The following is a 13,183-nucleotide window of genomic DNA, read 5'->3' on the forward strand; positions in this document are numbered from 1 at the left end:
CAGAAACAACACAAATAGGGCGGGCATTATACGCCCATTTTCTGCTCGGGCCAGCTCTTTTCTGCCGCTGATTCCCCATCTACAGTGTAAAAATTTTTGATCTGCTTGAGCAGACAAATGGTTGCGTTATCCAGTGAAAGATCATTGCTGTGCACCAGCATCACGGGAATAAAGAAGGCGGGTATACCCAGTGAAACCAGGCGAACGTTTTTGGGGTCGATAAACGAGTTAACGAGCGGGTAATCAATGCGATACCAATCTGCGCTTCGGCGTACTCAAGGCATGAGTAGTGGTTATCCAGCTCGCAGATAATATTAGGTGCGACTTTGCGGTGATTAAATTCAGTCGTGATGATTCCTCTTAATAGCAGAGAGTCATTAAGCACGATAATGGATTGGTCGTTTAAATCTTTTGGATGCAGACGTTCGCGTGTTGCCAGAGGATGAGAAAGTGGGATTGCAGCAATAATTTCATCTTCAAACAGCATGGTCGAGCTTAGCTGGGCAGGGAACGTCGTCCGATAAACGATGCCAATATCGACAGCGTTATCCGTCAGCTTTTTAATGGTTTGTTCCGTTGAGAACTCTTTAACGTTTAACGATATCTCCGGGTGGTGTGCCATAAAGCTACGGAATGCAGGTAACAACAAGTAGCTGCCTGACACGCCGATGGAAATCGTATCGCGCTGTTGATCCTGATAGGGAAGAAGTTCATTTTCGGCATTTTTTAAATCCAGCATTATTTTGTTAGCGTGCTGTTGCAAAATAACGCCTGGTTTTGTTAATTCAATGCCTCTTCCTTTTCGCTTAAATAATATTGTCTTAAGTGATGACTCAAGTTGTTTGATTTGCTGGCTTAATGATGGCTGAGTGATAAACAGGCGACTGGCTGCCCGACCATAATGTAATTCATCACACAATATCAGGAAGGAATGCAGTTGTTTGATATTCATTAAAATTTAACGCCAATCGATTGGGTTTTGTTATAACGATTATAAAAAATACCAAATTGTTTGCCTATTTTGCTTTTTTTAAACTGTGATCAGTGCATTTTAAAAAGGGAAATATTATGACGGCATCAATCAACCGCTGGGGAATGCTTGCCGCCCACGTGTGCATCAATTTTGTGCTCGGGGGCGTCTACGCGTTTAGCTATTTTAAAACACCACTAATGGCGCAATATCACTGGGACCCGGCTACGCTGGCGTTAGCATTCTCTATCAACATGGGGATCATTCCTTTACCGATGATTTGGGGGGGGAGAATGATCGACAACGGTAAAGGAAAACAGGCGATAGTTATCGGTGGTATCTTGTTTTCTTTAGGCTTTATCTTGTCGGGATTCGTGGATAATTTGCCAATGCTGTTTTTAACCTACGGCGTCATTGCCGGATTGGGATCCGGCCTGGCTTTTACGGGAAATCTGAATAATATCCTGAAATTTTTCCCCGACCGCCGCGGCCTCGCTAGCGGTATCGTGCTGGCTGGCGTGGGGGTAGGAACGTTACTTTGTACCCGCCTGGCCGAATATTTTATGACGCAAACTCACGATGTTAGCCGGGCGTTGTTATATCTTGGTATCGTCTATCTGGTGGTTATTTTTATCGTTCAGTTTTTTATCCGCAGCGCGCCAGCAAAAGATAGTGGGGGGATTAAAGCATCGCCGATGGATAAAGACTATCGGCACATGCTTAAAGATCTGCGCTTCTGGTTGCTGTTTATGATTCTGGCGCTGGGTGTGTTCTCGGGGATGGTGATCAGCTCGAGTTCTGCACAAATTGGCATGACGCAGTACGGTTTATTGTCCGGTGCGTTAGTCGTTAGCCTGGTCTCGATATTTAACTCGATCGGTCGCCTGTTCTGGGGAGGGTTAACCGATAAATTAGGCGGCTATAATACGCTGGTTATTGTTTACCTCTTTACCTGCTTGTGTATGCTGCTGTTATTTTTCTTCAATGGCAATACTTCGGTATTCTATTTCAGCGCTCTGGGCGTGGGCTTTGCTTATGCCGGTATATTAGTTATCTTCCCAGGCCTGACCAGCCAGAACTTTGGCATGCGTAACCAGGGGCTAAACTACGGATTTATGTATTTTGGTTTTGCCGTCGGTGCGGTGATTGCTCCTTACGTAACATCTGCTATTGCAAAATATACCGGAAGCTACAATACGGTATTTATTCTGACAACGGTGCTATTGCTTATTGGTGTTGTACTAACCCTGATAACTAAGAAATATGTCGCAACGGTTTTAGCCAAAATCCATTAATCAAATAATAAGGAAATAAAGATGAAAATTGCAATCGCAGGTGCAGGCGCTATGGGATGTCGTTTTGGCTATATGCTGCTGGCGGCCGGGCATGATGTGACGCTTATCGATAGCTGGCAGGAGCATGTCGATGCTATTCGCAGCAAGGGGTTGTTTGTCGAAACGGAAACGACCCAGCAGTATTACCCTATCCCCGCGATGATGGCTGATGAATCCCACGGGGAATTTGAGCTGGTTATTCTGTTCACTAAAGCCATGCAGCTGGATAGCATGCTGCAGCGCATTAAGCCGCTGCTGCCAGCCGCGAAGGTCGTGATGATTTTATCTAACGGCCTGGGAAATATCGAAACCCTGGAGAAATATGTCGATCGGCAAAAAATCTATGCAGGCGTGACGCTATGGTCCAGTGAACTGGAGGGGGCCGGACATATTATGGCTACCGGCACAGGAACGATTGAACTGCAGCCGATTGCCAGCCAGGACTCGGAGTTAGAGGCTAAGGTCATTGCCGCCCTTAATAGCGCCGGGCTGAATGCTGAAATAAGCCCTGACGTATTATTATCGATCTGGAAGAAAGCAGCCTTTAATAGCGTGATGAATACCTATTGCGCGCTGCTGGATTGTAATGTCGGCGGATTTGGTCAGCGGCCTGGCGCATTAGATTTAGCGCAAGCGGTGGTTGACGAAATTGTGTTAGTTGCTGCGAGCCAGCATATCCCGCTGACTCAGGAAATGGTGATGAATACGGTGAAAAAAGTGTTCGACCCGCGCGAGAGCGGCCATCACTATCCTTCTATGTATCAGGATTTACATAAAGGCCGGCTTACCGAGATCGACTATTTAAACGGTGCGATTGCGCGAATTGGCGCGCAGAATAATATTGCCGTGCCGGTTAACAAGCTTCTGACCCAACTGATTCACGCCAAAGAAGCACAATAAACCTGACGGCTCTTTTGTCGGGGCAGAAGAGCCATTTTTAAACTAGCTTTTTCACCAGCGCTTCGCTATGGCGAATCCGCTCCGGGGCACGCTCAAGATCCTGCTGTACCAGCCCCATAAACAGCAGATCGGTAAGCATCATCTGCGCGCTGGTGGAGGAAATCGCGGCGCTGCGTGTGGCCTGTTCTTCAGCAATGGTGTACAGACACAGCGTTGCCTGCTGTTGAAGGGCGTTAGGGTTAAAGCCGGTGATCGCCAGGATCTGGCTCCCTACGCGTAACGCTTCGCCTGCCGCCATATTGATCTCGCGTCGTTCGCCTGAGTAAGAGATAGCCAACAGCAGATCGTCAGGCGACATCGCCTGCACCGTCGCCAGCAGGGCGTGCATATCCTGTTCTGAAACGGCGTTAATGCCTATTTTCATCAGCTTCCAGCTAAAGTTTCTTGCCACCAGGCCCGATGCGCCGATGCCGGTAATGATGATCCGGCGGGCATTACGCAGCAGCACCACGGCTTCCAGCAGCTTCTCTTCAGTGTTGACGTCCAGCGAGGCGTGCATGGCCGCGATATTATCTTTAATCAGCTTTTCGCCTACCAACCGCAGAGGGTCGTCGCCGCGAATCTGGTTATGTACCGGCACGGACTGCGGAGTGGGAGCGCTTGCCAGGGCTTCGCTTAACGCCAGCTTCAACGCCGGGAAACCTTTGAATCCTATCTTCTGCGCGAATTTCACTACGCTTGACTGGCTGACGCCGGCTTCGCCCGCCAGCTGCTGTGAGCTAAGGTGGCGGGTTTGATCCGGTTGGGCCAGAATGAAATCGGCCAGTTTTTTATCGCTTGCGGCCAGCGTGGGGTAGCGCTGGCGGATTCGGGTCAAACAGTTCATAGCGGCTCCGGAGGACAGCCTTCATCCTCGGCTGAAAGAATTTTGTATTCGATTATAAGAGGATTATTACGAATTAAAAATTCTATGCCTTAGATTTATCTACAAAATCGTTTTCTTAATCCGAATTCAACGACGGCGTATGTTTTCGCTATTCGCGGTGTAGGGCTGTTAAGCTACTGGTTATCGGGACAATCGTTCAGAGGAGTTGGTTTTGAATAGCAGCACGCAGCGAGTGGTTTTCTTTGATCTGGATGGAACCTTGCACCAGCAGGATATGTTCGGCAGCTTCTTACGCTATATTCTGCGCCATCAGCCGCTGAATGCGTTGCTGGTGCTCCCTCTATTGCCGGTGATTGTTGCAGGATTAATTCTAAACGGTCGGGCCGCGCGCTGGCCGATGAGCTTGCTGCTTTGGGCTTCAACTTTTGGGCACAGTGAGCATCATCTGAAACGTCTCGAGAGGCAATTTACCTTTTGGTTTAAGCAGCATGTCACGGCTTTCCCGGTTGTTCAGGCACGACTTAACAATTATTTGAGCAGCACCGATGCAGACGTTTGGTTGATCACCGGGTCGCCGCAGTCGCTGGTAGAACAAGTCTATGTTGATACCGCATGGTTGCCGCGGGTGAATCTGATAGCCAGTCGGATGGAACGTCGTTACGGCGGCTGGGTTTTAACCCTTCGCTGCCTGGGTAACGAAAAAGTGGCGCAGCTGGAACAACGAATCGGCGCCCCGCTGCGATTGTATAGTGGTTACAGCGACAGCGAGCAGGACAACCCGCTACTCTATTTTTGTCAGCACCGCTGGCGAGTGACGCCACAGGGCGATCTTCAGCAGTTAGAGTAGTGTGTAATATATAGCGCCCATGTATAATGCGCCCCGCTTTTTCCGCAGGAGTGCCCGCTTTGTCTGACCATGAATTAAACGATGAATACTGGATGCGTCATGCCCTGACGTTGGCGAAACGCGCCTGGGAAGAGGGCGAAGTGCCGGTCGGCGCCGTGCTGGTGCACAATCACCAGGTTATCGGCGAGGGATGGAACCGGCCAATCGGCCGCCACGATCCTACCGCGCATGCTGAGATCATGGCGCTGCGTCAAGGTGGACTGGTGCTGCAAAACTATCGCCTGATTGACGCAACGCTGTACGTCACTCTTGAGCCTTGCGTTATGTGCGCGGGAGCGATGGTGCATAGCCGCATTTCCCGCCTGGTATTCGGTGCCAGGGATGCAAAAACCGGCGCCGCCGGGTCGCTTATCGACGTGTTGCATCATCCTGGAATGAACCACAGGGTAGAGATAACGGAAGGTATTCTGGCGGAGGCGTGCTCAGGCATGTTGAGTGATTTCTTCCGCTGGCGGCGGGAAGAGAAAAAAGCGCTGAAGAAAGCGAGCCAGCAAGCGGAAGATTAATGCCCGTGCCCAGGGATTTTCAATTTTGCGTTATCTACCAGCGTTTCGGCACGAAAGTTGAAAAAGGACATGGCGTACTGTTCTCCTTTCTCCAGCTCATCCGGCATGACCGCCGGGTAGTCTTCGCCTAAAGCTGCCAGCTGGGCGTCTTTTCTCTCTTTTTCAGAAAGATAGCCCACCAGGCTAATATGGTATTTGCGGATATTTTCGACGTAGGCATAAGCCTCATGACCGCGCGCAAAGCCGTACTTCAGCCGGCTATAGTAGTTTTTCTGGCTCAGCAGCGGCAGACGCTGCTTCACATCGGCCCAGCTATTGGGGTTGCCTTGCTGCTTTTTGGTTAGCGCCATCGCGTCAAGCATATGCGCATAGCCCATGTTGTAAGCTGCCAGCGCAAACCAGATGCGCTCATCCTGAGGGACTGACTCCGGCACCTTACTCATCATATCCTGTAAGTAACGCATCCCGCCGTCGATACTTTGTTCAGCGTCGGTACGGTCAGTGAGACCCAGGCTCAAGGCTGTATTACGGGTAAGCATCATTATTCCGCGTACGCCTGTTGGGGAAGTAGCCTGTGGATCCCAGTGCGATTCCTGCCAGGAGATAGCCGCCAGTAGCCTCCAGTCTATCTGCCGGGCATATTTTTCAAACATCGGCTGCAGGTCAGGGAGGACGCTTTCCACAGCGCGCAGGAAGGTTCGGGTATCAACGTAATCAAAATCGTTGCCATGGCCGAGGTACTTCTCTTCCAGCCTCGCCAGGGTGCCGTCTTCATTAATGTTGTTAAAGAAATCAAGCATTGCTGCCGACAGGGAATTATCTTCCCCTTTTTTGCTAAACCAGGTGACCGGCTGCTCATCGCTGATATCGAGCGCGACGGCCAGTTCCGGGTGAACGCGCTGGAACAGGCTGACGGCGACCGAATCCGCAACGGTGTAATCGAGCTTGCCGTCGATGACTGCCTGCATCAGCGCTGTTGTTCCACGCTTTTCGTCTACGCGCCAGGCGAGGTCAGGATATTTTTGCTCTTTTAAAGCCTGCAGATCGTTAATCGCCACGTGTCCGGGGGCAATAGCCAGCTGTTCAGCGGTAAGGTTAGCCAGGGTGCGCGGACGCAGGCTGCCTTTGCGATACACCAGCTGTTGGGAAACAGAATAGTAGGTTGGACCGACCTGATAGTTTTTCACTCGCTCAGAATTGTAAACCAGGCCGGCGGCCAGCATGTCTGCTTTACCGTCATCAAGGTCGTCAAAGAGCTGGCTGATATTCTGCCTGACGGTGACTTTCAGCTCGACTCCGAGATAGTCGGCAAACTGTTGCGCCAGCTCATAATCGAAACCGTAGGTTTTATCGTTAATAGAGGCGAAGGTCATTGGCGAATTAATGGTGCTGATGCGTAGCTCGCCACGCGCCATGATCCCCGCCACGCGATTCTCAGGTTTTCCCATCCACGGGAGAGACGGCCACAGGGCAGCCGCCAGCAAGAGGGTAACAATGCCGATGAGCAGATAATTAATCTTTAGTTTTTTCAGATGGTTAATCTTCTGCAGCTTTGTGTTCCTCAGCAGACTATGACCGGAAAAAGTTAATGGTTGTCGTTGAATGAGCGGCATTTTGCTTAAGAATGCGCCAGTTGGCAACTTATTCGCGAAACTGGTCACATTTATTGATAAACCCCGGCAATCATTTTATTTCTACGCAAACGGTTTCGTCGGGGCGCAGGATTCACTATAATGGCGCCCGTTTCCCCCCTGGCTCACCATGAAAGCTTCGAAGACGAGAGACTTATGATGGAAATTTTGCGTGGTTCACCTGCACTGTCGGCATTCCGTATCAATAAACTGCTGGCACGTTTCCAGGCGGCCAATCTTCCGGTCAGCACCCTATATGCCGAGTATATTCATTTTGCCGACCTCAGCGCCCCGCTCAGCGGCGACGATCGCGAGAGTCTGGCAAGGTTGCTCAAGTATGGCCCGAACTTAAGCAGCCATACCCCAAGCGGCAAGCTACTGCTCGTTACCCCCCGTCCTGGCACCATCTCTCCCTGGTCTTCTAAAGCTACCGACATCGCCCATAACTGTGGCCTGTCTCAGGTTGTGCGCCTGGAGCGTGGCGTGGCGTACTACGTCGAAGCGAGCGCCCTGAATGATGAACAGTGGTCGTTGGTGGCGGCCGAACTGCATGACCGGATGATGGAAAGCGTGTTCGGCGCGCTGGAAGAGGGGGAAAAACTCTTCGCCCACCATCAACCAACCCCGGTCACCAGCGTTGATCTGCTGGGCCTGGGCCGTCAGGCGCTGATTGACGCCAACCTCCGTCTGGGGCTGGCGCTGGCGGATGACGAAATCGACTATCTGCAGGATGCTTTCCATAAGCTGGGCCGTAACCCGAACGATATCGAACTTTATATGTTCGCGCAGGCCAACTCCGAGCACTGCCGACACAAGATTTTTAACGCTGACTGGGTTATCGATGGCGAACAGCAGCCGAAGTCGCTGTTCAAAATGATCAAAAACACCTTCGAGAAAACCCCGGAGTACGTGCTGTCGGCCTATAAAGACAACGCCGCGGTAATGGAGGGGTCAGCGGTGGGTCGCTATTTCGCCGACCACGAAACCGGGCGCTATGACTTCCACCAGGAAGACGCGCATATTCTGATGAAGGTCGAAACCCACAACCACCCGACGGCCATCTCTCCGTGGCCGGGCGCGGCAACCGGTTCCGGCGGCGAAATTCGCGATGAAGGTGCTACCGGGCGCGGAGCGAAACCGAAGGCGGGTCTGGTGGGCTTCTCGGTTTCCAACCTGCGTATTCCGGGCTTTGAGCAGCCTTGGGAAGAAGATTTCGGTAAGCCGGAGCGTATCGTGACCGCGCTGGATATCATGACCGAAGGCCCTCTGGGCGGCGCGGCGTTTAACAACGAATTTGGTCGTCCGGCACTCAACGGTTATTTCCGTACTTATGAAGAGAAGGTGACCAGCCACAACGGCGAAGAGCTGCGTGGCTACCACAAGCCAATTATGTTGGCGGGCGGCATCGGCAACATTCGCGGCGAACACGTGCAGAAGGGCGAGATTGTCGTTGGTGCGAAGCTGATCGTTCTTGGTGGACCAGCGATGAACATCGGCCTCGGCGGCGGTGCCGCTTCCTCAATGGCCTCCGGTCAGTCTGATGCTGACCTGGATTTTGCCTCCGTGCAGCGCGACAACCCGGAAATGGAACGTCGCTGCCAGGAAGTTATCGACCGCTGCTGGCAGCTGGGCGATGCCAACCCGATTCTGTTTATCCATGACGTTGGCGCGGGCGGCCTGTCGAACGCCATGCCTGAACTGGTTAGCGACGGCGGACGCGGCGGTAAATTCCAGCTGCGCGACATCCTCAGCGATGAGCCGGGCATGAGCCCGCTGGAAATCTGGTGTAACGAATCTCAAGAACGCTATGTTCTGGCGGTAGCGCCGGAGCAGCTGCCATTATTCGATGAGCTGTGCCGCCGCGAGCGCGCGCCGTACGCGGTTATTGGTGAAGCGACTGAAGAGCTGCATCTGAGCCTCGACGACGCTCACTTTGACGATCGCCCCATTGATCTGCCGCTCGACGTGCTGCTGGGCAAAACGCCAAAAATGACTCGCGACGTGCAGACGCTGAAAGCGCAGGGCCAGAGTCTCGATCGTCAGGAAATCACGATTGCTGACGCAGTAAATCGCGTGCTGCATTTGCCTACCGTGGCGGAGAAAACCTTCCTGGTCACCATTGGCGACCGTACCGTGACCGGAATGGTTGCTCGCGATCAGATGGTCGGTCCGTGGCAGGTTCCGGTGGCTAACTGTGCGGTGACGACCGCCAGCCTCGACAGCTACTACGGCGAAGCCATGTCAATTGGCGAACGTGCGCCGGTGGCGCTGCTGGACTTCGCTGCTTCCGCCCGTCTGGCGGTGGGTGAAGCGCTGACCAACATTGCTGCGACGCAGATTGGCGCGCTCAACCGCGTGAAGCTGTCGGCAAACTGGATGGCCGCTGCCGGTCACCCGGGTGAAGACGCGGGTTTATATGAAGCGGTAAAAGCGGTAGGCGAAGAGCTGTGTCCGGCGTTGGGGCTGACTATCCCGGTGGGCAAAGACTCGATGTCGATGAAAACCCGCTGGCAGGAAGGCAATGAACAGCGCGAGATGACCTCGCCGCTGTCGCTGGTGATTTCCGCTTTTGCCCGTGTGGAAGATGTGCGCCGCACCGTAACTCCGCAGCTCTCTGGCGAAGACAACGCTCTACTACTGATCGATCTGGGCAAAGGGAACAATGCGCTGGGCGCGACAGCGCTGGCGCAGGTTTACCGTCAGCTTGGCGATGTGACGGCCGATGTTCGCGACGTTGCTCAGTTGAAAGGCTTCTGGGATGCGATGCAGGCGCTGGTGGCTGAAGGTAAGCTGCTGGCCTGGCATGACCGTTCCGACGGCGGCCTGCTGGTGACGCTGGCCGAAATGGCCTTTGCCGGTCACTGTGGCGTCAACGTGGATATCGCCGCGCTCGGCAATGACCATCTGGCTGCGCTATTTAATGAAGAACTGGGCGGTGTGATTCAGGTTCGTGCCGCCGATCGTCAGGCGGTGGAAGCGCTGCTGGCCGCAAATGGCCTGGTGGATTGCGTTCACTATCTTGGCCAGGCAACAACGGGCGATCGCTTTGTCATCACTGCCGACGGTCATCCGGTGTTCAACGAAAGCCGCACTACGCTGCGTATGTGGTGGGCGGAAACCACCTGGCAGATGCAGCGTCTGCGTGATAACCCAGAGTGTGCCGACCAGGAGCACGAGGCGAAAGCCAACGATGCCGATCCGGGCCTCAACGTGAAGCTCTCCTTCGATATCAACGAAGACATCGCTGCGCCTTATATCGCCACCGGCGCGCGTCCGAAGGTTGCCGTGCTGCGCGAGCAGGGCGTGAACTCCCACGTTGAAATGGCGGCAGCGTTCCATCGCGCGGGCTTTGATGCCATCGACGTGCATATGAGCGACCTGCTGGCGGGCCGCACCGGTCTTGCTGACTTCCAGGCGCTGGTGGCCTGCGGCGGCTTCTCCTACGGCGATGTGTTAGGTGCCGGCGAAGGCTGGGCGAAATCCATTCTGTTTAATGAGCGCGTGCGCGACGAGTTTGCCACCTTCTTCCATCGTCCGCAGACCCTGGCGCTGGGCGTGTGCAACGGCTGCCAGATGATGTCTAACCTGCGTGAGCTGATCCCGGGCAGCGACCTGTGGCCGCGCTTTGTGCGTAACCAATCCGACCGCTTTGAAGCGCGTTTCAGCCTGGTGGAAGTGACCCAAAGTCCGTCGCTGCTGCTGCAGGGGATGGTCGGTTCAATGATGCCAATTGCCGTATCTCACGGTGAAGGGCAGGTTGAAGTCCGCGATGGCGCGCATCTGGCGCAGCTGGAGAGCAAAGGCCTGGTAGCGCTGCGCTTTGTTGATAACTTCGGTAAGGTGACGGAAAACTATCCGGCCAACCCGAACGGTTCGCCGAACGGCATCACCGCCGTAACCAGCGAAAGCGGACGTGCCACCATCATGATGCCGCACCCGGAGCGCGTTTTCCGCACCGTGTCGAACTCCTGGCATCCGGAAAACTGGGGCGAAGACAGCCCGTGGATGCGCATTTTCCGCAACGCGCGTAAACAGCTGGGCTAATATCTATTCGCAAATCACATTGAGCCTCCTGCTAGCGCAGGGGGCTTTTTTTTGTTTGTGATTCCCGTGAGGAAAAGGTGTCGGGGATCGCCGACAAAAGCGCAATAGCAGTGTCGTCAAAAGGTGACATTTAACTTATTGATTTAAAAAGGTATCAATAAACCATTCATCAGGTGTTGCTAATTAACGACACTTTGCGCAAAGAGCGAACGCCATCACTACCGCATGAAAATGGTAAAAACATATTATATTTCATTGTGTTAATAAAATGTTTTGTGATGTGGCATAGTTCGTGCATAATTATAACCAGTGGCTCATTCACCTTCTTATGTCAGCCCCTTCGGGACGCGCTACATAAACTTCGAATGACGCACAAACAGGTGCCTGCCGTCCAACTCCTGATAACAGCTTTGCTTTATCAGTCATCGGGCGAAACGTCGAGTAAGGCACCGCCTCATTGCTTAATAAAGCCAGGCTCTTGTAGCCTGGCTTTATTATTTCTGGCGTAGATGTTTATTGCGTCCTCAGTTAGCATCGTCATGAGCTAATGATTGAGACGATATCCTTGAAGCGACTCTCCCTGTTCCCCCGATCGTTGCGCCAGCTGGTGACGCTCTCCTTTGTGCTGATCCTGCTTCCGCTATTGGTTCTTGCCTGGCAGGCGTGGCAAAGCCTTAATGCGCTCAGCGCTCAGGCGGCGCATATCAACCGAACGACCCTGGTCGATGCCCGCCGCAGCGAGGCAATGATTAATGCTTCGCTAGAAATGGAGCGTAGCTACCGGCAGTACTGTGTGCTGGATGACCCGACGCTAGCGCAGGTCTATCAAAACCAGCGCAAACGCTACAGCGAAATGCTTGATGCCCATGCGGGCGTTCTGCCGGACGAAAAAATCTGGCAGGCGCTACGTCAGGATCTCGACGATCTGGCCGAGCTTCAGTGTAAAAATAGCGGCCCGGCGGCAAAGTCAGCCGCCAGCCTGGAAGCTTTTGCCTCAGCCAATAGTGACATGGTCCAGGCAACCCGGACGGTAGTCTATTCACGCGGGCAGCAGCTGCAGCAGGAAATCGCCGAGCGCGGCCAGTTCTTCGGCTGGCAGGCGCTGGTGCTATTTCTGCTCAGCCTGGCGTTGGTACTGCTTTTCACCCGCATGATTATCGGCCCGGTGAAAGGCATTGAGAGGATGATCAACCGACTGGGTGAGGGAAAATCGCTGGACGACGCTGCGGTATTTACTGGCCCGCGCGAGCTGCGTTCTGTCGGCAAACGTATTATTTGGCTGAGCGAACGACTCGCCTGGCTGGAGTCCCAGCGCCATCAGTTCCTGCGCCATCTCTCCCATGAGCTGAAAACACCGTTGGCCAGCATGCGCGAAGGGACAGAGCTGCTTGCTGACCGCGTTGCCGGTCCGCTGACGCCCGAGCAGCAGGAGATCGTCGAGATTCTGGACAGCAGTAGCCGCAATTTGCAAAAGCTGATTGAACAATTGCTGGACTACAACCGTAAACAGGCAGATGGCCCGATTGCGCGCGAGACGGTTAACCTGGCCGAGCTGGTGGAGAATGTGGTTTCCGCCCATAGCCTGCCGGCAAGAGCTAAAATGATGCATACCGAACTTTCGCTCACCGAACGTTTTTGCGAAGCGGAGCCCGCGCTGCTGGTCAGCGTACTGGATAATCTCTACTCCAATGCGGTGCACTATGGTGCCGAATCCGGTAACATTCGAATTCACAGCTATCGGCACGGCGAGCAGGTGCGCATTGACGTCGTTAACGACGGCGAGCCGATCCCATCCGCCGAGAGAAACATGATTTTTGAGCCTTTTTATCAGGGAAGCCACCAGCGTAAAGGGGCGGTAAAAGGCAGCGGTCTGGGGCTGAGCATTGCTCGCGACTGCGTACGGCAAATGCAGGGTGAGCTGAGCCTGGTTGATGATAAATCAGGGCTAATCTGTTTTCGCATCACGCTCCCCATCGCCGAGCCTGGAAAAAATAACGTATAACTA

At 53.5% G+C, this 13,183-nt stretch carries 8 protein-coding genes and 1 pseudogene; 6 read left to right on the forward strand and 3 right to left on the reverse strand.

Annotation, left to right across the window (positions count from 1 at the left end; translation table 11 throughout):
- Positions 1–26 precede the first annotated feature (26 nt).
- A pseudogene (locus FN082_RS15200) lies at positions 27–952 on the reverse strand (LysR family transcriptional regulator).
- A 116-nt stretch (positions 953–1,068) separates the two neighbouring features.
- Here FN082_RS15200 and FN082_RS15205 point away from each other — a divergent pair.
- Positions 1,069–2,265 carry an L-lactate MFS transporter gene (locus FN082_RS15205; protein ID WP_139536823.1) on the forward strand — a complete coding sequence of 399 codons (1,197 nt, stop codon included), beginning with the start codon at positions 1,069–1,071 and terminating at the stop codon, positions 2,263–2,265.
- Between the two features lie 21 nt (positions 2,266–2,286).
- The gene (locus tag FN082_RS15210; RefSeq protein WP_139536822.1) at positions 2,287–3,204 is read left to right on the forward strand and encodes an oxidoreductase; all 918 of its coding nucleotides are present in this window, start codon (positions 2,287–2,289) and stop codon (positions 3,202–3,204) included.
- 37 nt (positions 3,205–3,241) lie between these two features.
- On the opposite strand, the gene FN082_RS15215 is transcribed toward FN082_RS15210, so the two are convergent.
- Entirely contained in the window at positions 3,242–4,090 is an 849-nt protein-coding gene (locus tag FN082_RS15215) for a MurR/RpiR family transcriptional regulator (protein WP_142463245.1), read from the reverse strand.
- A gap of 211 nt (positions 4,091–4,301) precedes the next feature.
- On the opposite strand from FN082_RS15215, the gene yfhb reads away from it, so the two are divergent.
- Both yfhb and tadA read left to right on the forward strand, forming a co-directional pair.
- Positions 4,302–4,937 carry a phosphatidylglycerophosphatase C gene (gene yfhb / locus FN082_RS15220; RefSeq protein ID WP_142981873.1) on the forward strand — a complete coding sequence of 212 codons (636 nt, stop codon included), beginning with the start codon at positions 4,302–4,304 and terminating at the stop codon, positions 4,935–4,937.
- Between the two features lie 59 nt (positions 4,938–4,996).
- Complete coding sequence (gene tadA, locus FN082_RS15225; RefSeq protein WP_208431174.1) at positions 4,997–5,503, forward strand: tRNA adenosine(34) deaminase TadA; 507 nt, start codon at positions 4,997–4,999, stop codon at positions 5,501–5,503.
- Here the strand turns inward: tadA and mltF are convergent.
- The gene (gene mltF / locus FN082_RS15230; RefSeq protein WP_139536818.1) at positions 5,500–7,116 is read right to left on the reverse strand and encodes a membrane-bound lytic murein transglycosylase MltF; all 1,617 of its coding nucleotides are present in this window, start codon (positions 7,114–7,116) and stop codon (positions 5,500–5,502) included. The two genes, tadA and mltF, sit on opposite strands and share 4 nt — an antisense overlap.
- A 174-nt stretch (positions 7,117–7,290) precedes the next feature.
- On the opposite strand from mltF, the gene purL reads away from it, so the two are divergent.
- Together purL and FN082_RS15245 are read left to right on the forward strand one after the other, a co-directional pair.
- Positions 7,291–11,178 (forward strand): phosphoribosylformylglycinamidine synthase, encoded by a 3,888-nt coding sequence (gene purL, locus FN082_RS15240; protein WP_142981874.1) that lies wholly within the window; start codon positions 7,291–7,293, stop codon positions 11,176–11,178.
- Between the two features lie 565 nt (positions 11,179–11,743).
- Positions 11,744–13,180: a sensor histidine kinase gene (locus FN082_RS15245; protein WP_139536815.1), complete on the forward strand. Its 1,437-nt coding sequence runs from the start codon at positions 11,744–11,746 to the stop codon at positions 13,178–13,180.
- Positions 13,181–13,183 lie beyond the last annotated feature (3 nt).

Source organism: Klebsiella spallanzanii (genome assembly GCF_902158555.1).
GTDB lineage: Bacteria > Pseudomonadota > Gammaproteobacteria > Enterobacterales > Enterobacteriaceae > Klebsiella > Klebsiella spallanzanii.

Coding starts and splice junctions, on each gene's coding strand:
- FN082_RS15205 (WP_139536823.1), top strand. CDS start 1,069: ATGACGGCATCAATCAACCGCTGGGGAATGCTTGCCGCCCACGTGTGC.
- FN082_RS15215 (WP_142463245.1), bottom strand. CDS start 4,090: ATGAACTGTTTGACCCGAATCCGCCAGCGCTACCCCACGCTGGCCGCA.
- FN082_RS15210 (WP_139536822.1), top strand. CDS start 2,287: ATGAAAATTGCAATCGCAGGTGCAGGCGCTATGGGATGTCGTTTTGGC.
- purL (WP_142981874.1), top strand. CDS start 7,291: ATGATGGAAATTTTGCGTGGTTCACCTGCACTGTCGGCATTCCGTATC.
- mltF (WP_139536818.1), bottom strand. CDS start 7,116: ATGCCGCTCATTCAACGACAACCATTAACTTTTTCCGGTCATAGTCTG.